This window comes from Sphingobacterium sp. DR205 (assembly GCF_011064245.1).
In the GTDB taxonomy this organism is placed as follows: domain Bacteria; phylum Bacteroidota; class Bacteroidia; order Sphingobacteriales; family Sphingobacteriaceae; genus Sphingobacterium; species Sphingobacterium athyrii.
On record NZ_CP049333.1, the window covers coordinates 4732482 to 4753938 of the forward strand.

At 38.4% G+C, this 21457-nt stretch carries 17 protein-coding genes; 9 read left to right on the plus strand and 8 right to left on the minus strand.

Annotated features, from left to right (window positions below):
- The first annotated feature begins 75 nt into the window (after nt 1–75).
- Nucleotides 76–1176 carry a glutaminyl-peptide cyclotransferase gene (locus G6053_RS20525; protein ID WP_165308230.1) on the plus strand — a complete coding sequence of 367 codons (1101 nt, stop codon included), beginning with the start codon at nt 76–78 and terminating at the stop codon, nt 1174–1176.
- 111 nt (nt 1177–1287) lie between these two features.
- Here G6053_RS20525 and G6053_RS20530 read toward each other — a convergent pair whose 3' ends face one another.
- Complete coding sequence (locus tag G6053_RS20530) at nt 1288–2166, minus strand: hypothetical protein (protein ID WP_165308232.1); 879 nt, start codon at nt 2164–2166, stop codon at nt 1288–1290.
- 19 nt (nt 2167–2185) lie between these two features.
- A complete protein-coding gene (locus G6053_RS20535; protein WP_108633079.1) occupies nt 2186–2689 on the minus strand; it encodes a hypothetical protein in 504 nt (167 codons plus the stop codon).
- Between the two features lie 391 nt (nt 2690–3080).
- Between G6053_RS20535 and G6053_RS20540 the strand changes: the two genes are divergently transcribed.
- From G6053_RS20540 to G6053_RS20550, 3 genes are all read left to right on the plus strand, one after another.
- Complete coding sequence (locus G6053_RS20540; RefSeq protein WP_206531786.1) at nt 3081–3290, plus strand: hypothetical protein; 210 nt, start codon at nt 3081–3083, stop codon at nt 3288–3290.
- Nucleotides 3291–3381: 91 nt separating this feature from the next.
- Nucleotides 3382–3885 (plus strand): YfbM family protein, encoded by a 504-nt coding sequence (locus tag G6053_RS20545; protein WP_165308236.1) that lies wholly within the window; start codon nt 3382–3384, stop codon nt 3883–3885.
- 38 nt (nt 3886–3923) lie between these two features.
- The gene (locus G6053_RS20550) at nt 3924–4466 is read left to right on the plus strand and encodes a GNAT family N-acetyltransferase (protein ID WP_165308238.1); all 543 of its coding nucleotides are present in this window, start codon (nt 3924–3926) and stop codon (nt 4464–4466) included.
- A gap of 79 nt (nt 4467–4545) precedes the next feature.
- Here the strand turns inward: G6053_RS20550 and G6053_RS20555 are convergent, their stop codons facing one another.
- From G6053_RS20555 to G6053_RS20565, 3 genes are all read right to left on the minus strand, one after another.
- Nucleotides 4546–6789 carry a GH92 family glycosyl hydrolase gene (locus G6053_RS20555; protein WP_206531787.1) on the minus strand — a complete coding sequence of 748 codons (2244 nt, stop codon included), beginning with the start codon at nt 6787–6789 and terminating at the stop codon, nt 4546–4548.
- A 30-nt stretch (nt 6790–6819) separates the two neighbouring features.
- Nucleotides 6820–9138, minus strand: a complete 2319-nt coding sequence (locus G6053_RS20560) for a GH92 family glycosyl hydrolase (RefSeq protein WP_206531788.1) — start codon at nt 9136–9138, stop codon at nt 6820–6822.
- Nucleotides 9139–9536: 398 nt separating this feature from the next.
- Entirely contained in the window at nt 9537–12674 is a 3138-nt protein-coding gene (locus G6053_RS20565; RefSeq protein ID WP_165308240.1) for a GH92 family glycosyl hydrolase, read from the minus strand.
- 772 nt (nt 12675–13446) lie between these two features.
- Here G6053_RS20565 and G6053_RS20570 point away from each other — a divergent pair.
- The gene (locus tag G6053_RS20570; RefSeq protein WP_108633073.1) at nt 13447–14208 is read left to right on the plus strand and encodes a helix-turn-helix transcriptional regulator; all 762 of its coding nucleotides are present in this window, start codon (nt 13447–13449) and stop codon (nt 14206–14208) included.
- 14 nt (nt 14209–14222) lie between these two features.
- Here G6053_RS20570 and G6053_RS20575 read toward each other — a convergent pair whose 3' ends face one another.
- A complete protein-coding gene (locus G6053_RS20575) occupies nt 14223–14912 on the minus strand; it encodes a hypothetical protein (protein ID WP_108633072.1) in 690 nt (229 codons plus the stop codon).
- Nucleotides 14913–15012: 100 nt separating this feature from the next.
- Nucleotides 15013–15762, minus strand: coding sequence for a ThiF family adenylyltransferase (locus tag G6053_RS20580; RefSeq protein ID WP_165308242.1), 750 nt, complete (start codon nt 15760–15762; stop codon nt 15013–15015).
- A 225-nt stretch (nt 15763–15987) separates the two neighbouring features.
- On the opposite strand from G6053_RS20580, the gene G6053_RS20585 reads away from it, so the two are divergent.
- Complete coding sequence (locus tag G6053_RS20585) at nt 15988–16557, plus strand: hypothetical protein (protein WP_165308244.1); 570 nt, start codon at nt 15988–15990, stop codon at nt 16555–16557.
- 62 nt (nt 16558–16619) lie between these two features.
- A complete protein-coding gene (locus G6053_RS20590) occupies nt 16620–16970 on the plus strand; it encodes a DUF2200 domain-containing protein (RefSeq protein ID WP_165308246.1) in 351 nt (116 codons plus the stop codon).
- Nucleotides 16971–17246: 276 nt separating this feature from the next.
- On the opposite strand, the gene G6053_RS20595 is transcribed toward G6053_RS20590, so the two are convergent.
- Nucleotides 17247–18455, minus strand: coding sequence for a DUF1343 domain-containing protein (locus G6053_RS20595; RefSeq protein ID WP_108633067.1), 1209 nt, complete (start codon nt 18453–18455; stop codon nt 17247–17249).
- 380 nt (nt 18456–18835) lie between these two features.
- Here G6053_RS20595 and G6053_RS20600 point away from each other — a divergent pair, with 380 nt between their 5' ends.
- The gene (locus tag G6053_RS20600; RefSeq protein ID WP_108633066.1) at nt 18836–19702 is read left to right on the plus strand and encodes a helix-turn-helix domain-containing protein; all 867 of its coding nucleotides are present in this window, start codon (nt 18836–18838) and stop codon (nt 19700–19702) included.
- 183 nt (nt 19703–19885) lie between these two features.
- Nucleotides 19886–21409 carry an acyl-CoA dehydrogenase family protein gene (locus G6053_RS20605; RefSeq protein WP_165308247.1) on the plus strand — a complete coding sequence of 508 codons (1524 nt, stop codon included), beginning with the start codon at nt 19886–19888 and terminating at the stop codon, nt 21407–21409.
- Nucleotides 21410–21457: the final 48 nt, after the last annotated feature.

Here is a 21457-nt window from a genome sequence, read left to right on the forward strand (position 1 = left end):
TTAGGTTTCTTTTGAAATTATATTTATCTTACCTCAGGTATAAAACAAATCTTACTATTCTAAAGCTTTTTAAAAATGAAAACGATTCCCTCCTTATTTTTGCTAACAGTAGCATCTCTTTTTATAGGATGCGGAGAAAACGGTAAAAAAAAGACATCACCTTCTTTAGATACCTTACCAAAAAATAACCCGAACTTTAGTTTCGAAGGGATCAAACAAGATTATACAACAAATGAAGAATTATCGTTTCAGATTACAAGGACGCCTAATTTAAAAGTTGATTCCATCCACTATTATATCAATGATAAGCCAATTGCTAAAGTTTTAGAAAACACGAGGATAACCTATAGATTATCGCAAGAGAAATTTGGCAAACAAATTATTAAAGCGATAGTATTTAGCAACGGAGAATCCGAAGAAAACACCGTAAACATAGACTTTTTACCTCCAAACCCACCTCAAATTTTAACGTATCGTATTGTAAACACCTACCCGCACGACATCAAGGCATTTACACAAGGCCTAGAATTTTTCGGAGATAACCTAATGGAAAGCACTGGCAATGGTGTTGGGGTAAGTGGAAGTAAAGGGAAGTCAAGTATCCGTATTGTGAATCCAAAGACAGGAGAACTGATCAAAAAGGTCGAATTAGCCGACTCAATATTTGGCGAGGGTGCGACCATATTAAATGGCAAATTATATCAATTGACTTACAAAAACAACCTCGCCTATGTCTATGATATGGCAACATTAAAGACAATTAAAACACTACCATACTTCCAAAATATGGAAGGATGGGGACTGACCTCAGACGGCAAAAATTTGTATATGTCCGACGGTTCAGAAAACATCTATGTATTAAATCCCAATAATTTTTCTAAAATTGATTATATCCGTGTTGCTACAAATGAGAAAATCGTCAATCAGATCAACGAAATGGAATGGGTAAAAGGGAAAATTTATGCTAATTTCTTTATGGAAGACGTCATGGGAATTATCAATCCGAAAACAGGGGCCATAGAAGGTTTAGTGGACCTGTCTAAATTACGAGAAAATGTGACACAACACGTCGATCTCGATGTACTGAACGGAATTGCGTACAATAAAAAATCAAACACCTTTTTTGTAACAGGAAAAAATTGGGACAAAACATTTGAAATACAGCTATCGGACTAACCGTTATCTACCCTATTTATAACCTAATTATTTTAATTCATAAAGTGTTATTTCCTCAATTGTTTACAATTAAAAAGCAGAAGTCTTCGGCTCAGAACTATGTCTCATCTGTCAAGGCATTTCTTCAAACTTGTTAAACCCCGTTGTTATCATTTGATGCAATTGAGGTGTAAACAATTGAGGCGAAAGCGGCATTTTCTTTTCCTCCCTATTTAACCTCCATTGCACACGCTTCTCAAGCAGAAATTGCAATCGCTGCAGTGGTGCCAAGCCCGGCAATGTATAATATATACTATTTTCGCCTTCTTTCCCTTGCATTTGAATATATCTCCCCATAGTTACCTTGAATTTATTTCTTTCTTCAAAGCCACGGAAAAAGCAACTATCCTGATCAGCGATATCCCACATTGGATCACGGGGGCAACAGACAGAACCATAGCTTTCCTTTCGGTACACGGTTAGCATATCGTCAGGCACCACAGATTTGTCAAAATCAAGTGCTGGATTTTCCAGCCCTCCAAGTCGAGTACTATCAACTTTTACATTATCCTCTTCACGTCTGATATAGTAGTAAAAATTGGTCGTTTCTGGCTCCACGCACATCCCCTCCTTTGACGTCGTTTTACTGACCTCAGCATAGAATTTCCAGTCGGGGACAATAAGAATAAACTGCTTTAATTCGGGGTAAAATCCCAATGATTCCTTAAAGAGTTCTACCGGAATTTTTGCGTTCAAATAAAATACATAGCTTGAATCTGTATTAAACTGCAAAGGCATGTCCACGAGGTAATTCCCATTTAATACAGCCACATGGTCATCATCAATCATTGTCACCTGTGAATACTTTTCAGCTAACCAGTCTGGTCGTGCAATTTCCTGTTGATGGAGAAAGCTGGCCTTCTGCTTTATAGCTTTGCTTTTACAGGATACAACAAGTGAGAGTAATACTCCAATTAAATAAAATCTGTGATTGATTAAAGATGTTCCCATTTGTTAGAAATTAATCGTGTTACTGCACAGCATTTACCTTTATCCCCGCCCTGTTTAAAAACTCCACCTGTTTCTGCAAACAAGTATCCGCCAAAGCGGCTATCTTATCTTTTTCGTCTGTGATATCCCTTAATAAGGCTTGTCTTGCCCCTTTTTTCTGTTCGTCTACATATTTGATCAACAATGTTCCATAACCATCCGCAATTCTTGTCATATAAGCGATTGTGGTCAAATGAAAGTTCTTTGCAGCTTCACTGGGTTTTAGTTCATTCACTTCACTTCTTATGCCTTTGACATAACTGCTCAGGGCCTGCGCCTCCTTTAGTTTCATTTCGTATGATAATTCGTCAGCCTTGTCCACATCATAGTTACCTTCCAACAGTTTGTTATAACTCTCATCCAACTTTTCTTTACAGCCATGGAAAAGGCCAGCTATCTTCTCATTATAGCCGAATTCCAAATTACCACCGCAGGATGTCAACGCGAATATACTGATGATTAAGGTCAAAATAATAATTCTCATTTCTTGATTTTTCAACAAATAACGTATTTTCAATTGCCATTATCCCTGGTAATTAATATTCGTTGCAGATCTTTTAAGATTCGTTGTCAATTTGCCCGCTCTTCCCGCTCAATCAAATAAAAACCTACAATTAATAACATATGAAACTTATTTTTAGTGAAATACAATAAGCAGAAACAGTAAAATAATAGAAGATAATTATCATTAAGAAAATCCAGCGACATAGGTCAAGTGCGTTGACTTGTTTCTTACAAAAGAAATACAGAACTTAGAAAAAGAATATGACCAAATCAGAAGTTCCTTGATTTTAGTGGTCTTAAGGAAATCAATAATGAATCAAATTGAGAAGGACTAATAATAAAACAATATGAAACGATTAGCTTTATTGATCATGCTCATCGTAATGTCTAGCGTGGTTTTCGGACAAGAAATTGACCGTTCTACGACCCAGACAATTACACAATCTGGAATTGGACTTGGTTCTGTAATTGCCGTGGTTACTTCGTGGGATCGCAACAAATCTATCCTCTGGGCTCTTATCCACGGTATCTTGGGCTGGCTATATGTAATCTATTTTGCGTTTACAAGAAGCGACAAGTAATAATTATACATTTCATTTTCATAATAGAACTAGTGGTACAACATAGGTTGTAAAACTGAAATCATAATGCAGTCAAACAAAATGAGAGGTCATGAGTATGATACAGAATTTTCTCCGGGTCAATTTGGAGACATTAAATAGCTTTCTCGCTGATAGCAGTGCCTTAAGCGACATGGTATATAGTAAAGAAGCCATCCATTTGGATAATTTGATAGATATTGATAAAGCCTGGGAAGGTATTTTCTTTCTATTGACAGGAGAATCAATTGGCACCTATGATCAGGCATCCCCGCCTTTATCATGGATATTAGTTGGCCCTAATGACATCGACCGCAACCAGGATATGGGTTACGGCCCAGCTACCTATACCAATATTGAACAGACACGACAGATCAGTTTAGCACTACAAGATATATCCATGGAAGAGTTATCTCAGCGTTTTGACGCGGCTACCATGCTGGAAAAAGATATTTACCCCGATATCTGGGATGATGAAAATGCATTAGATTATCTGCTTCAATACTTCGAAGATTTAAAAGCATTTTATCAGATGGCATACATGCAAAATGAAGCCGTAATTCTATTTCTCAATTAATGAACAACTATTTCATACGTACTGAAGACAAAAAAAACATGCATATTTCTAATAGGAGGAATATCCTCATCGAAGAACTAAAGGAAACGAATAACACCGTAGTTTCGGACTTTGTAGAATTAACATTAAATATTGTCCGGGGAGGAGCATCAGTCGGTTTTATGCAAGATATAAATAAAGAAAGAGCTTTTGAGTTCTGGAACGAAGTGCTGGCAAAGGTACAACAGAAAAAAATAGTACTACTTATTGCAAAAGACACCTTATCGGACAAGATTATAGGCACTGTACAATTACAGATAGATCTCCCTCAAAATCAGCCTCACCGGGCCGATGTTGCAAAGATGTTGGTACACTCATCTTTTCGACGCCTCGGCATCGCTGAAAGTCTGTTGCAACACCTTGAGTTAATTGCATGCAAAATGAAAAAATCGCTATTGGTATTGGATACTGTAACAAATAGCCCAGCTCATGCCCTATACCTTAAATGTGGATGGAAAGTTGTAGGAGATATACCAAATTACGCACTTTTTCCCGATGGCACCCCTTGTAGTACAACCTATTTTTATAAAAATCTTGAATAGTATTCTATTCGTAAAAAAATCTCCAATAAGCGTGAACTTATTGGAGATTTTGTAGGCAAAAACAAAGAATTGCTGTCAGCTATTTTTTATACCAAACGGGACCGGGTTTACTTCCCATTTGGAAAACGAGGGTAGCTCCGGACATGATCTGCTCATGCGTGATATAACTTGTCTCGAGGGGTTTTCCATCCAAGGTAACCGACTGAATATAAATATTGGTCTTATTTACATGATTTGCTTTCACAGTAAACTTCTTCCCATTCGCAAGTTTAAATTCACTATGCTCAAACAATGGTGTACCGATTTCATACTTCCCACTTACCGGATCAACAGGGTAAAAACCCAGTGCACTGAATACATACCAAGCAGACATTTGTCCACAGTCGTCGTTTCCGCTTAGTCCCGACGGGTTGTTTAGATAGAGTTTATGCATCACTTCAGCAGCATATTGCTGCGTCTTCCAGGGTTGTTCAATTGCGTTAAATAGGTATATTGCGTGATGACTTGGTTCATTTCCATGCGCATATTGTCCGATCATACCCGTACTGAAAATAGGCAGTTTACTAGTATCTGACGGGTGGAAGGTAAACATACTATCTAATTTCTGTCCAAAGCGTTCTTTTCCGCCGACGAGATTGATCAACCCCGGGATGTCGTGTTGAACAGACCAAAAGTACTGCCAAGCGTTGCTTTCGCAGATATGAGCACTGTAATCCTCCGGATCAAATGGACTAACAAAAGCACCCTGGCTGTTACGGGGTTGCATAAATGATGTCGCCGGATTATAAACATTTTTATAATTTTTTGCCCTTTTAGAGAACGTAGCGGCAACCTCTTTGTTTCCAATCTTGTGTGCCATAACAGCAATACAATGATCATCAAAAGCGTATTCGAGCGTACGTGACAAAGACCAGTTCTCGGCATTATATTTATCAACAACGTCATAGGGAACGTAACCTAACTTTTTATAAATTCCAATACCTCTGTAATTATCGATATTCGCTGTTGCGACACAGGCTTCCAATGCCTTTTCAACATCAAAATTACCTATTCCTTTCAGATAGGCATCTACAATAACCGGGATTGCATGATTGCCAATCATCATATCAGTTTCACTACCATAAATATTCCATACCGGCAGGCGACCATGCTGTTCATAAAATGCTATAAATGATTTAACCATATCATTTACACGATTTGGATCAAGATAGGTAAACAAGGGATGTGAAGCACGGTAGGTATCCCAAAGCGAAAAAGTACTGTAATTCGTCCAGCCCTCTGCTTGATGTATTTTTCGGTCAGCACCGAAATAAGCTCCGTCCACATCTCCAAATATGGTAGGAGCCAACATCGAATGGTACAATGCTGTATAAAATTTTGTTTTTTCATCTTTATCACTCGTTTGGACACGAATTTTCCCTAGCTCCTCATTCCAGTTATCTTCAGCTTGCTTAAGATAATAATCAAAGTCATCTTTTACCACCTCAGCTTTCAGGTTTTTGGAAGCCCCATCCATACTTACTCCCGAAAGGGCTGTACTGAGCGTTATCTGCTCGCCAGCAGTTGTTTTAAAATCAAAACGTGCCTTGAAAGCCGTACCGATACGCCTGCTCGTTTTTGTTATGGTGTCAACACTTGACTGTATTGCTGAACTGTCTATATGAACTGCGTGGAATGGCTTTGAAAATCGGGTTTCAAAATAAACACGTTGCCCTCTCGCCCAGCCTTCAGAAAATCGATAGCCCCGTACAGTGACCGAATCGACCACCTCGATGTATGAATCTGTTGTCGCATCCCAGTTCATGGCTTTTTTTAGATCCAAAAAAATAGCGGATTGTGCCTCAGGAAATGTATAGCGTTGGATACCACAACGTGGAGTTGCTGTTAGCTCTACATCAATATTGTAGTCTGTCAGCTTGACTTTATAGTAGCCCGCATATGCCTGTTCGTTGTGATGCGAAAACTTGGAATGGATACCCAAAGGTGCTGCTGCTTCATGATAAGGCAATGTAACGGGCATAAACGATATATCGTACAGATCCCCGGCACCTGTCCCACTTAAATGGGTATGACTAAAGCCAGAAATGGTACTATCGGGATAAAAATACCCCGAAATACGATCCCAACCGGGTAATCCATTATCTGGACTCAATTGTACCATGCCAAAGGGGGATTGTGCTCCGGGGTAGGTGTTTCCAGTAAAATCTGTCCCTATAAATGGATTGACAGATTTTGCATAAGAACCTTCTGCTGAATCTTTCTGTGAAGCGCAGCTCAGGATACCCAATAACCCTGCGCATGCCAGGTATTTCATATATTTCATAGTGTAGATAGCTTCTTTAATCTTTATGTGTTATCTGTTTCCGGTAACAATCAGGATATCTTTGCTGTTGACCAAAACCTGATGGCTTATCTTAAAGCCTGCTAATAACTTTCCATCAACCACAATTTTTTTGATATATTCTCCATCGCCTTGTTTTTCGCGTCTGATGGTTACCTTATCAGACTTAGGATAATATTTTTTATCAAGTTGAATAGTGACTTTGTCAAATACAGGACTCACAATCGTATAATCTGGTCTACCGGGACAAAAAGGGTAAATTCCCATCATATTCATTAATGCCCAGGTAGACATTGTGCCTGTGTCATCATTACCGGGAATCCCTCCGGGACTATTCGTAAAATGTTTGTCCAGAATTTGCTTCACCAACTTTTGCGTGCGCCATTCTTCACCTTTTATTTCCGAAAAAACATGCGGATAGAGCATATCTGGTTCGTTTGTGACATCGAAATACCCCTTGTCAAAGGTTGCCTGCAATCTGTCTACAAATTTCTTCTTACCACCCATCAATTGAACTAAACCGGGAATATCAAATGGTATTGCAAAGCTATAATTCCAGGCATTCCCTTCATGGAATCCATGATTAGGTTCGAAATTAGCGCCCATCAATGGATTGAAAGGGGTCAAAAATGATCCATTTGGAAGAATAGGGCGGAATGTACCATATTCCGGCGAATAGTAATGTTTGTATCCTTGCGCTCTCTTGCCAAAAGTTTGTGCGTCTTTAGTTTTCCCCAGTGAGTTGGCCAGCTGCGCCAAGTTCCAATCAGCCATATAATACTCAATCGCGTGAGAAACTGAATTATCGAAAGAATCGCGAAGAGGAACATAGCCATATTTTACATAATCGGCATTGTCGGGACGAATTCGATTCGTCGAATCGATTGTGGTCGCTGACTTCAGAAATGCTTCATAAGCCGTATTGATATCATAATCCCGAATGCCTTTCATCCAGGCATCCACGATGACAGGAACCGCTGGATCACCGTCCATTGTATAGCTTTCACGGCTATAAAGTTCCCATTTAGGCATCCATCCATTTTCTTTATAAATATCAATCATGGAACGAATCATGCCCACCTGTTTATCCGGATAGACCAAAGACATAAGAGGCTGTACATTTCTATAGGTATCCCATAGGGAGAATACTGTATAACGGTTGTGATCCGCAACGAGTGTCCTCCTATTTTCCATAGCAGGGTATTCACCATTGACATCCTGTAGGATATTTGGATGGATCATCGCGTGATACATGGCCGTATAAAATACCGTCTTTTGATCTTCGGTACCTCCTTCTACCTCAATTCTCGATAGCTCGCCGTTCCATAGGGATGATGCTTCCTTTCTGGTTTGTTCAAACCCAAAACTTGGCTGCTCGGCCTGCAGGTTTTTTCGAGCGTTCTCGACACTCACAAAGGATACAGCCAGTTGAACCTCTACACTTTCATTTTCCTGAACATCGAAACTCAGAAACGCGCCCAGATCATCTCCAGACAATTGATCCGAATAATCGGTAAAAATCTTATACTTGCCCGCATCTTTGTTCCAATCATTCTCCCATTTTTCACCAGCACGCTGAAATTTCCAGTAACCTTTCTTAGTGGGCTTTTTATTTACTCGCATCACAAAGAAAATCGGATACACAGCCTGATTATTGGTATAACAGAACGAACCTAATAATTTCGAACCTTCGAGTTCCGTATCACTGACATAACGAACTGTGGCACCTGTTTCGTTCGTCAGTCCTTCACCTAAATTAAGCAGAATATTAGCCTGTCCTTTAGGAAAAGTAAATTTAGATACTCCCACACGGACGGTTGCGGATGCCTCCGTTTTGATACCGTATTTTTTTAACACGTTACTATAATAGCCCGGATGGGCCTCTTCCTGTGTATAAGTACTTCCATATTGATGGTAGTCAACTTCTAATTTTCCGGCCGTTGGCATCAATAGCAAGCTTCCCATATCAGGACAACCTACGCCGCTCAGATTAACATGCGAAAAGCCTGTAAAATAGCTATTGCTATGTTCGTAAGGCGTAGACCACCAGTGTGCATCTTTATCGAAGGCATTAACTGATGATCCCATTACATTAAAGGGGGATACATTCATTAAACCATGAGGTACTTGAGCCCCCGGATTGGTAGTACCATAATTACTGGTACCGATAAAAGGATTGACATAGTCTGTCGGTAGTTTTTGCGCAGACGCATTCTCCCAAACAAATAATCCCAAAAGGAAATAACGGATAAATTTGATCATATCTTGATAAAGGCAAACGACCTGTCCATAAATAGGGAACAGTAGTTGCTCATTTTTAAGTGTAGTCACAATACTACAGATAATACCAAAGATTTACAAATATCCACGGCACATATATCTATCATTTTACAATGTTAATAGGTTTTAGCAGAACTAAAAATAGCATTGAATTCGAGAAGTCGACCCTTACAAAGTAAAGTCAGCGTATTCCAATGGAATGGTCCGGGCAGCATTAGCTCAACAGCGAAAAGCACCTCCACAAAAAAAATCCTGAAGCTGGGAACTTCAGGATTTTTACTAACTAACCAATTATTAACCTAAATTATGAAAACTACACTTATAACGCCACTCCTCAGATATTGTTATCTTCCGCACCGCTGTTTAACCAAACTTTAACAAAAATTTCGGCTTTTTGAAAAAGTAAACAATAAGGTTACCATAGTCTTTCGACAAAAGACATAGTAGTACTAATGCGACAATCCCCATTGCATATTTGGTTTATCTCCCATTTCTAAAACTAATTCGCCGCCTTTCAACAGTTCCTCGGCGTCAAAATAGAATGTGTGCAGGGGCTTCCCGTTCAAAGTCGCTTGCTGGATATACATATTCTTTTTGCTTGCATTTTTAGCTTTAATGATGAATTGCTCCCCTCGGCCAAATTGTCGTCCCAGCTTAATTTTAATTTCTTCAAAAGATGGGCTACCAATTTCGTAAATCGGTTTTGTTCGTGTCCCTCCGTCCAACTGAAATAGTCCTATGGCATTCATGATATACCAGGCGCTCATCTGCCCTTGGTCCTCATCTCCTAAATAGGCATTAGAAATACCCTGTCCGTAATAGCGTTCGCCGATAGACCGGCTCCATTTTTGTGTAAGCCATGGCTTGTTCAACCAGTTAAAAATATAAGCAAAATGCATGGACTGCTGATTTCCCTGGACAACCGGATAATCCCAATACTGATCATTTGGTCCATTATAGCGCCATTTTTCACTCTCTCCAAATCCCCATTCCAAACGTTTTAGAAAAACATCCTCTCCGATCATTTTTGCCAACGCGGAAATATCCTGAGGTACAAAGAACGTCAATTGCCAGGCATTGCCTTCAACATAATGATGATTGGCTCCGGATTTAAAGGGATCGAAATCCTGATACCATTCTCCCTGAGCATCTTTCATCCTCGCGTAGCCGCTTTTGACGTCTATTGCATTCTTCCACCAGCTTCCCCGATCATTAAAATAGCTATACTCCTTTTCTTTTCCCAATGATTTCGCGAATTGGCCAACTGTCCAATCGTCAAAACTATATTCCATCGAATTCGAGAAACGCCCCAAGTCATAAGGAACATATTTATACTTCAAATAGATATCTAAATCCCGATTACCAGCAAAACCTCCTTCAAATTTTAGCGGACTCGTTGTCTGCATTTTCTTAACCGCTTCAAATGCCTTGGTAACGTCATAATCCCGTATTCCCATCTGGTATGCCCCCACGATTAAAGGAATCTCATGTTCAGCAACCATTACTGGAATATATTCCATCCCAGCAGGTCCTTTTGCCAGCCAACCATTGGCATCATACATAGCCAACTGTGATCGCACCCATTTATTCGACCATTCTGGGGTAACCAGGTTCCAAAACTGATTTAAGTTCCAGAATGTATTCCAAAAAGCATCACAGCCCAAGGCCAGATCTCCCGGATGTGTCATCGTTCTGATTGCCTCGTCAGAAGACCGCCATTGGCCATTGACGTCGCTAAATGTATTGCGACTAGCCAAGGTTCGATACATATTTGTGTAAAACTTCTCTTTTTCCAAATAGTCATTGCTCTTTATCTCCAGGCGCCCCAATAAATCATTCCACACCCGATGTTGATTGGCGACCACGCGTTCAAAAGACCAACCAAACGGATCAGAAAGTTCTGTTTTCAGATTTTCAGCAGCATTCGCTACACTGACATAGGAAATTCCGGTCCGCAATTGTACCTCGTTATCTTTGCGGACATCAAATTCAACATACATACCCGCAAATTGAGCACTGTCAGCAACCAGATCAGACTTAGCTGTTATTTTACCGTCATGCCAAGTTCCAAAATTGATAATCGGTTTATCAAACTCCATTACGAAATAGACAACATAATCTTGCTTTGCATCCGTAGACCAGACATTTTCGGACAACTGGCTACTGTAGCCAATAACCTTATAATCAGAAACTTTTTTAAGGGAAAGATCTTTGATTTTATAATCATATTCGCCGTTCACTTTAAGATCAATCATTACACGTCCGGTATCCGACTTATGATAAGTATATTTTTGAAAACTGGATCGTGTGCCCGCAGTTAGTTTTGCATCAATATCCTGATCGAGAAGATGGACAGAATAAAAGCCTAATGGCGCCTGCTCACTTGTTTTATCTATTGCAGAACGATAGCCTGAATTCACAGAATATTGATCCCCTACATTAGTTCTCAATTGGCCTGCTGTCGGAAATGTCCCCAGTCCAGCCATTGTCCATTCGTGTATATGACTAAATGTACCAATGGATTCTATTGAAGGTTCATACCCCGCTTGCCAACCAATATTCTGATTATCCGGACTGATCTTCACCATTCCGAATGGCATCCATGGCCCCGGTGCCAGCATCCATCTCGAATGTGCCGCCCCTATCATGGTATTGACGTAATCCGAAACTCCGCCTAATCTTTTGGGTGAACGTTGTATGGAAGATGAGCTGATCAATTTATCGTTGACATATATCGCATATTTGCTTCGGATCTCTTTCGATGTATAAGGCATTGGGATTTCAAGTCGCGACAATCCCTTCTCATGGGTTCCATCATAAATTTTCTTTCCATCCAACAATACTTTTATGCGCTCCTGATCTTTCAATTTCAAAAGATCAACGAGCATATACTGGATGCGTTCGTTTCCATTTTTTAGCTCAAAATCCGACTGGCGTACTGCTTTGACTATTGAAGTGTAATCTGTCAACAATTTCGCTTGATCAGGCCCCAATAATTTAAAGGAATCAAACTCAACCCATCCCCCCTTTATTACAGTCAGTGTAACCTGGTTAAATCCTTCGGAAATAAGATGTTCAGGTAACGCAATCCGTATCGTAGAGGCTCCGGGCTTTGAACCTGTACCTGCCGGGTCAGCAGGGCCGTCCCCATTCTTCAGTTCGTAATTATAAGGTTTACCATTGATTGCAATTTGTAAAGTTGGTTTATTTTTGGGGTCGTTATTTGCTAATTTTACTTCCAGCACCCATTTCCCATTTTCAACATGACCACCTAAGACACTGTATAAATTCAAAAAGTGGGTTCTTAGACCAGAAGTTCCACCTGTCCCACCCCATTCATTGGCAGGTCCGGGCAATACATATGGAAGATCCCGGGATAACGAAGACTCGCCAACAATAAAGTATTTGTCCTCATAACCAAAATCATGTTCAAGAAATCCCTTGTAATCGTGCGGAGCCAAGGCGAATTCCTTACTAGAGCCATCTGGATTGCCCAGTTGCCAAACAGTATTCTCCTGCCCCGAAACAAATCGTCCTGAGATCAACAACAAGCCTGTGAGAATGGTAGTGGGAAAATGCTTTTTCATGATTGATGGATTTTAGAATAAAAAATATGCGAGTCTTTTTGTTCAGACAGTTATTTGTTTCCATTTATTGTTTGTATCAGAATGAAGATGAAAAACAAAAAACACCCATCAATACAGAAAATCATCCTCAAAAACAATATTGTACATACATAAAAAAAAACAACAATAAAGTTGTTGAAAAACAAAATAAACCCCTAAAATAATAGATCTAGCACACAATATTACCATAAATAATAATAAATATCAAACAAAAAAAATTAAATGTACATACATATAGATAAGCTATTTAAAAGGGATAAATCAAGTATTTACATACCTACTAAGGTCCACGACGTAAATTATAATGATCATTTAGCATGTTAAGAAGGAGAGTAGGATTGAAACAATTTGGAGATAATTTCGCTACGATTTGGTATCGCATTAAAAATTCCATTAAAAGCAAAGCTAACCATTGGGTATTTGAATCCAATAGAGTATATTTATATCATATTAATTGCTTTGAAGATATTAAAGGTACAAAGTAAAATACAACATTTTATCATGGTGAGTAATATTCTACCCATTTGTGTAGAATATTACTCCACTATGTTAGAAGGGTTTAATAAGAAAAATTAAATACTCTTTTGGCCAAAGTACTAGATAGACTAAGGTCAGAAAAGCCTGTTTTTTGTTAATTACTTTGGGCTGAAAGCTTATTCTTGCATTTGCGAGAATAACATTAGTCTAATTGGAAATTTCGAAGTGACAATAGATCATCTTTGTGATTTAAACTATGAAAATAAAAATTGAAGATTTTTTTAAGCCGATACATGTTAAAGACAACTTTAGCAAAGATGATTATGAGATCGTAAACGCATTTATTAATTTCGCAAGATCCCTAAGCCGACTAACCTATCAAAGCATCTATCTTATAGATTATTCAAAGAAAAGTTTTTTATTTGTTTCCGACAATCCCATTTTTTTATGCGGAAGTTCCCCTGCAGAAGTAATGAAAGAAGGATATAACCACTATGTAACTAATGTTCCAGAAGGCGATCTTCATTTATTAAAGAAAATAAATGATGTTGGTTTTGATTTCTATGGTAAATTAGGCGCTGATGATCGTTTAAAGTATTCTATATCATACGACTTTCATCTGAAGCAGCCCGGCAGCAAACCTTTACTTGTTAACCATAAATTGAAACCGCTGTTGCTGGACAACCATTCAAACCCTTGGATTGCGCTTTGTTTAGTTTCTATGTCTTCGCATGCAAATGCAGGTAACATCAGATTTAAATCTGATGAAGATGGAAGACAATTTGAATATGATCTGGTCAAAGATATCTGGGTGGAAACGCCGCGTGTAAAATTAAAACCGCGGGAAAAGAATATACTACTTTTTTCAGCGCAGGGTCTTACAATGGATCAGATTGCAGACAGGCTCTATGTATCTATTGATACAGTTAAATTTCATAAAAAACAGATATTTTCAAAACTAAAAGTAAAGAGTATAACGGAAGCTACCGCTTTAGCTATCGAGTTGTCTCTCTTTTAATAGTTCTTTCAGTACTAATTTTTTTTGGAATCGAACAACATATCTTTTGACATCGTTATAAATTTTTGAATGTCCTTATCATTTTCGGTACTGGAATGTGAAAGTTTATTTTTTTTGATAAAGGTTTCCAGCCATTGAGATTTAATATATATAGGCAATGTTTCGGAATAAAAGTAAATAATAGCATCTCCCAATTGATAAGATTCAATTTCCAGCTTACGCAACGTGTTCACCACCTTCCGGTCACATTCTGCAATTATTAAGCCGCTGCCTAAACTATAAGGACCATAAAAAGCATCGAAAAGCATTTTTTTAAGAATATTAATCCGATTTCCAATAATTTTCCCAGAAATTACAAAGCGTCCAATATGCCAAAAATTGTCAACGTTGGGTATCAACAGGTCTTCGGTCTTAATATCGAATAACTTCTGAATAGGCAAACAAGTTTCCTTATCCCAATAGGTAATCCGAATTGAAGCATGGATCGCATTATTTATCTTATTCCGCAGAACATAATAAATGGACCGATCAAAAAAGACGGAATCCTCCCCGATCAAAGATTGGTAATCGATATCATAATCCTCTTCGGAATACTCCTCGAGTTTATAATGTTCTTGGACGGTAACCAAATAAAAATGAATAAGTTCAGGCAGTTCTGCACTATTAAGTTTGGTAAAATAATAATTTTCGGGCGTCCAGTTCATGCAGTTGAAATTCAGAAATGCTTTATTAAAATAGATTTGTTGATTAGATCCTCACAGAGAAGTAGATTCAATACAAAAGGTAATACTTATTTAGCTTCTTTTACTCACGCATAGATAAATAGTACGATTCAGGAAAAACTCTTATCGCTTTATCCGTAGCAATATTGAACACAACTTGGCAAACCATCCCGGCTAATAAATATAGACCCAATGATAACTGTGGCGGTGGAGACTCCATTGCGATTTTGCCATATTCCAAAAGAAAATCTTCGAGCCAATTCGTATCAATATTTTTTTCCTTTAGCCTATCGACAATATATTTCCCGACATTTATCTCAAATGCATGGTGCTCTTTATCCAAAGACCGCAAATTGCGGCTCTCGGGGGTAATAACAGTTAAAAAGCCCGCCCAGCCCAAATTGTAGGGATGAACAACAACGATATTTTTCTGTGCCATATATTCATCAAATAAAAAAGGAATATCTGAAGAAAAATCCAAGGCATTAATAGCTACGTCACAGTTCAAATCAAGGCTATACAAATTGTTTGTATCAAGAAATTCGGGATAAGCCTTGATCTTTGCATCTGGATGAATGGCCATCAATCGGTCTTTTAAAGCAATAGCCTTATTTACCCCAATATCACCCTCCACATAGTTCTGGCGATTAAGATTTGTCAGTTCGACAATATCGCCGTCAATGATGGTCATATTTTCAAATCCCATGCGCAACAAACACTCAGCGATATAACTACCAATACCGCAGCCCCCAATTAGCACCCGAAAATCCTGAATGCGTCGCTGTTCCCCTTCTTTTATATGAATGGTATTACGTTTGTACCTCAAACTCATTTTTTAACGACAATTTTGTATCCTATAAAGATAGGACTATAATTTAAAAATTATTACATCATCTTTACCGATTAATGTCAAAGATTCTTTCTGATAGACATCTAACAGTAAATAAGTATATTACGCCCACGTTCACTATATTTACTGTTACAATAGAATCAAGCATAGGAGCGATATGAACAAAATCTAAGCAAGAAGACGTGTTTTAAACGACAAATCACTATAATGAAAAGAAAAATACAACTACTATATATTATCATTACGTTATTACTGAGTATAGATATGCTCGCTTACTACCTGGAAAAGATAAGTTTAATCGGTTATTATAGTGACGTCCTACTTTTTTGGACATGGCTAGGACTGAGTATACTCGTGATTGTCGTCTTCTGGAAAAAGATACTGGCAAAGATTATGTTGTCCGGATTAATATTGGGGTTAATTTGTAGCATCCTGCCAATGATGCTACCCTTTTATACCTTGATATTGTCTATGTCTCCTTTCGGCTTGGAGATGACGAAAGATTTAGGCGAAAATTATCGCGCCCAAATCGTTGGGTATAGTGTTTTATCCGCACCCTGGTTAGAAATAATTGAAAAAAAGGGAATTATTGAAAAAAGAGTTTTTAGCTGTACCGACAATGCATTAAATCATGACGGGACAGCGACAAGAATAGGAAACACAAAAGATATCATTTTCAATTCAGAAACGGATACAACACTTCGCATAACACTTTTTTATGGAAGCCCCAACAAAACTATTACTTTTGATAAAAGAACAGGAAAAATTATATTTTAAAGAAGTTCCATACTCAAAAAACGATAAATTAACAAAAAACATCAACGATCATTAAAAGAAAAATGGACAATACTAGAATATATCGCATGTCATTTGCCGGTGTGTATCCACATTATATACAAAAGGCGGAAAAAAAAGGCCGCACAAAGGAAGAAGTCGATGAAATTATATTTTGGTTAACAGGTTATGATATACCGGCTTTACAACAGCTCATCGCCGACAAAACAGACTTTGAACATTTTTTCAGCCAAGCGCCCCATTTCAATACCAATGCAACAAAGATTACTGGTGTTATTTGCGGCTATCGTATCGAAAATATTGAAGATCCTCTTGTTCAAAAAGTTCGTTATTTAGATAAACTGATTGATGAACTGGCAAAGGGTAAATCAATGGAAAAAATTCTAAGAAAATAAATCAACTCCAAAATACGACCATACAGAGATTATTCAACGGCAGCGATATAGTTAAGCCGGTCCACGCTTCGCGCTAGCTGTTGCCCGGAGACCACGCTTAAATTTGCGATAAGCCCCCATAAGAAAACAACATAAAAGCAATAATATCTTTGATCAAACATCATTTATTTTTGAGGGTTAAATAGTAATTCCCCAATAAATTGGGGCATAGGCATTTATCACTTTTGCAAGAACATTTACAACTCCGCGCAAAAGCTTCCGGTACCGATAAATAGGTTAGGGATAAATAAGATATTTCTTTCTCATTTCTTTGTAACGTCCTAATCCCGGTTCCCAGCTTTTTCGAATTTCCGCTTCCGAAACCCCATCTGCAATCTGTCGTCGAAAGGAATCAACACCAACCAATTTTTCTATACTGCCAATCTGCTTGGAAAATGACTGATCAAAGAATTTATCTTTTTCAGGAGAATTCTGATAAAGCTCTTGCATCCAGGAAAGATTTATTTTCTTACTATCCACCAGCTTCTGCAAATCATATTCCCGTAAATCCAAACCATAACATTTTTCATTCATAAAGAGTGGCGTTTCACTCATTCCTTTTTTACTCACGGGGGTAAACGAAAAACTATACAATCCTTTATAAACCGGACTTCCAAAAACCGTGAAGGGGTAATCTGTTCCCCTCCCATGATTTATCTTTACTCCTTCAAAAAGACAGGTACTTGGATAAAGTAAAATACTCTGTTCGGTGTTTAAATTTGGAGAAGGATTAACCGGAAGCTTGTATAACATTTGATGATTATATCCCGCTACGGGTATGATCTTTAGCTTACATTTTTTTGTCGTTGCCATCCAGCCCTCGCCGTTAATCATCTGGGCAAACTCAGCGATTGTCATCCCGTGAGCAATCGGAACCGGAAACTGACCAATACCCGATTTATGTTTCATATCCAGTATAGGGCCATCAACTAAATACGCATTTGGATTGGGGCGATCTAAAATCAAGAGTTCCTTCTCATTTTCGGCACAGGCTTCCATGATGTCCCGAAGTGTATTAATATTCGTGTAAAACCTCACCCCCATATCTTGCACATCAAAGATAAACACATCAATATCTTTTAGATCTTTCGCCGAAGGCTTTTTTTTATTTCCATAAAGTGAGATCACCGGAATTTTAGTTGTCGGATCGATTTCATCCCCCACTTTCGTTCCGTTGCTGGCATTTCCGCGAAATCCATGTTCAGGTCCAAATATTTTTACGATTTTAATTCCCCTGGCAAGTAGGCTATCCACAAGATGTTTTTTCTTGATCACGGTAGATGGATTACCCAAAATAGCTACACGCTTTCCATTGAGGTAAGGTATATATTGCTCAGTTCGTTCTGCACCCGTTTGGATGTAATCATTGCAGTAATTGATCCGGTCCTGCGCCCGAACAGCAACAAAAGAAAAAAATAAGGATAAAAAAACAGATACAATTTTCATACTCGCTCGGTTTATAATAAAGAAGTCGTTGAGAAACAAACGATTCAGATTTTGCTAAAGATTAAAGCTAATGATAAACCTTCGTTTTCCAAAATCATTTTTTATCAATCATAACCTATCGCCCTGGTCTTAAATGGTTAGAAAATCCGATTAGTTTTTTTACCCTTGCATAAAAACGATCATGGAGTGCCGCTATTGGCAGCAATGGCAGCATATTGCAACTATTTTAAAAAATCATCATACATTTTATATTGACAAAGCTATTTTATCGCATTACCTTTGAAATATTATACTGATATTACGTAAAATCCGTTTGCAACGCGTCTTATTAATCAGAAAATAGGAGAATTTGATGTTTTGCAAAAACATAATGGACAACAATGGAAAAGCAGGTAAACGCAGGTGAATTTGTAGATCGGTTTATGACAGGGAGTCTGGAACACCTGAGGTACCAGCAGTCTCCAGTTAAAATATTCCAGCTCAGTGAAATTGCCCCTTATATCAAATTCCCCACTCCTCCCATTTTCTTGGGATACAACCTCTTGGTACATATAACAGAAGGTTATTTTAAACACAAGATTGGAGCAAAAGAATATGTCGTAAAAGCACCGGCGATTCTCATTAGCAATTACGGTAATATTTCGACGATCAAATCTGTTGACAAATCGGCAAAGGGACATTGTGTACTGATCAATGACAACGCCATGACCTCCATATTTAGGGAACAAGAGATCCTGAATATTTTTAATATTTCGCCTCTACTAAACCTATCTACACAAGACAGCACAGATCTTAACGAACTCTTCAAATTACTTTACAACGAATTACTTTCTGAGTCGCCTTATAAAGAATTGTTTGAAAGTTTGCTAAAATCCCTTTTATTAAAGATTATTAAGCTATCTTCTTCAAACCAGGCGCTCAACCGAAGGCAGGAAATTGCAATGATGTTTAAACAGCTTGTGCACAAAAACTTCAAAAAGCAAAAGCATATTGCTTTTTATGCAGATAAGCTCGCAGTATCGACCAATTACCTGAATCGCTGTGTATTTTCAGTGTTCAAAAAATCCTCTAAAGAACTGATCTTAGAAGTACTTATCATGCATAGTCAATTTCTTCTGTTTGAATCAAATAAAAGCATTGCCGATATCTGTTATGAGCTGGATTTTTCTGACCCCTCCTATTTCTCCCGTTTATTCAAAAAAATTGTAGGAATTTCCCCTACTTCTTATCGAAACAAGGCAACCTAACATTTTTAGACATGCACGATTTGTCCTATATTTTATACAAAAGTGGACAGACCAATCACAGCGATATGAATTATTTTTGTATAGCGATGGGATGTTAGGAGTAAATCACAGCTATCTTAAATAAGGGATATATCGTATACATCTACTATTGCAAATGTTTTATCATTTAATCAATATCTAGCGATGTCTAACGTTTTAGGACAAAAAAAACAGATCGAAGATTTCGATTTATATATCGGAAAATTCAAAGAGCGATTGTCAAGCTTATTCCATACGGAATATGACTATAATAACCTGAGTTTAACACGTGGTTTACCCCCGCAGTTTTTAAGCGAAATCATGGCAATGAGACCATTGTCCGTTGCTATTCCTGAACATCACGGTGGCCGTGGATTGCATGTAAAGGAATGTCTGGGGGTGCTTGCCGCTGCCTCCTATGAGTCTCTGTCACTTTCCCTGATCTTCGGTATCAATATCGCTTTATTTTTGGAACCTTTTGCCAAGTATGGCAATACTTTACTTCAGGAAAAAGTATTCCATCAATTTTTAGAGAAGAAAGCCATGGGCGGATTGATGATCACAGAGCAAGCTTACGGAAGCGATGCCCTCAATATGCGTACCTCCTACCAACAAGCGGGAGATAAATATCATATTAGGGGAGAAAAACATTGGCAAGGCTTGACAGGTGCTGCAGACTTTTGGCTGGTTACTGCTCGAAAGAAAAATGAGCATGGTGAACTTGTACGGGATATAGATTTCTTTGTGACCGACAATTCCATCGAAGAGCAGAAAATTGAAGTACTGAAAAAGTATAATAGTCTTGGTCTATATGCCATTCCTTACGGCATCAATAAAATAGACATCAAAGTACCGGTAGATTACCGTTTAACCCCGGAGAGCACTGGTATAAAACTCATGTTGGACACCTTGCATCGAAGCAGGCTTCAATTTCCGGGCATGGGTATGGGTTTCATAAAACGGATGTTGGATGAGGCCATGAAACATTGTACCGAAAGACGTGTCAGTGGAATTCCTTTAAATGAATTGGATGCTGTGAAGTTTCAATTGTCCCGTTTACAAGCAGCTTTTACGATATGTTCGGCGATGTGTGCATATAGTAGTTCGATCAGTTCAATTCATAATGATCTTTCTGGCCACAGTGTAGACGCCAACAGTGTCAAGGCACTGGTAACAGATCTTATGCACGAATCTGCACAGATCTGCGTACAGTTGTCTGGGGCAAATGGCTATAGACTGGATCATGTTGCCGGACGCGGCTTAGTCGATAGCAGACCTTTCCAAATTTTTGAAGGTTCAAACGAGATGCTTTATTCGCAGGTTGCGGAGGCAATTGCTAAACTAATGCGCAAAAGCAAGGAGAGCAATCTACTTTCATTCCTGAAAATAAATCCGGCAACCGAACTTGCGGCTCCATTTTTCTCTTCTATTTTGAATTTCGACTTCCCGCTTCAACCTAAACAGCGCGAGATGGTCACTTTAGGGAAAATAATTGCGCGTGTTGTTTGCTTCCAATATGTCCTGCAAATCAATAACGCTGGTTTTAATGATAAAATGACAGAAATTGCCCGTCAGCATGTTAGTATGGATCTGTACATGTTGGTCGGTCAACTCTCCAATAACAATAATGCCGAACCGCTTATGAACTATGACGAAAAGGCTGATTGGATGAATTTCACCTCTTTATAAAAATTGAGAGGGACTGCGAAAGGAATTTCATCGCAGTCCCTTTTTCTA

Bases quoted from the DNA above. Each gene is read 5' to 3' on its own strand.
- G6053_RS20565 (WP_165308240.1), bottom strand. From the start codon at position 12,674: ATGAAAAAGCATTTTCCCACTACCATTCTCACAGGCTTGTTGTTGATC.
- G6053_RS20575 (WP_108633072.1), bottom strand. From the start codon at position 14,912: ATGAACTGGACGCCCGAAAATTATTATTTTACCAAACTTAATAGTGCA.
- G6053_RS20550 (WP_165308238.1), top strand. From the start codon at position 3,924: ATGCATATTTCTAATAGGAGGAATATCCTCATCGAAGAACTAAAGGAA.
- G6053_RS20525 (WP_165308230.1), top strand. From the start codon at position 76: ATGAAAACGATTCCCTCCTTATTTTTGCTAACAGTAGCATCTCTTTTT.
- G6053_RS20570 (WP_108633073.1), top strand. From the start codon at position 13,447: ATGAAAATAAAAATTGAAGATTTTTTTAAGCCGATACATGTTAAAGAC.
- G6053_RS20580 (WP_165308242.1), bottom strand. From the start codon at position 15,762: ATGAGTTTGAGGTACAAACGTAATACCATTCATATAAAAGAAGGGGAA.
- G6053_RS20545 (WP_165308236.1), top strand. From the start codon at position 3,382: ATGAGTATGATACAGAATTTTCTCCGGGTCAATTTGGAGACATTAAAT.
- G6053_RS20605 (WP_165308247.1), top strand. From the start codon at position 19,886: ATGTCTAACGTTTTAGGACAAAAAAAACAGATCGAAGATTTCGATTTA.
- G6053_RS20595 (WP_108633067.1), bottom strand. From the start codon at position 18,455: ATGAAAATTGTATCTGTTTTTTTATCCTTATTTTTTTCTTTTGTTGCT.
- G6053_RS20540 (WP_206531786.1), top strand. From the start codon at position 3,081: ATGCTCATCGTAATGTCTAGCGTGGTTTTCGGACAAGAAATTGACCGT.
- G6053_RS20600 (WP_108633066.1), top strand. From the start codon at position 18,836: ATGGAAAAGCAGGTAAACGCAGGTGAATTTGTAGATCGGTTTATGACA.
- G6053_RS20585 (WP_165308244.1), top strand. From the start codon at position 15,988: ATGAAAAGAAAAATACAACTACTATATATTATCATTACGTTATTACTG.
- G6053_RS20555 (WP_206531787.1), bottom strand. From the start codon at position 6,789: ATGAAATATATGAAATACCTGGCATGCGCAGGGTTATTGGGTATCCTG.
- G6053_RS20590 (WP_165308246.1), top strand. From the start codon at position 16,620: ATGGACAATACTAGAATATATCGCATGTCATTTGCCGGTGTGTATCCA.
- G6053_RS20535 (WP_108633079.1), bottom strand. From the start codon at position 2,689: ATGAGAATTATTATTTTGACCTTAATCATCAGTATATTCGCGTTGACA.
- G6053_RS20530 (WP_165308232.1), bottom strand. From the start codon at position 2,166: ATGGGAACATCTTTAATCAATCACAGATTTTATTTAATTGGAGTATTA.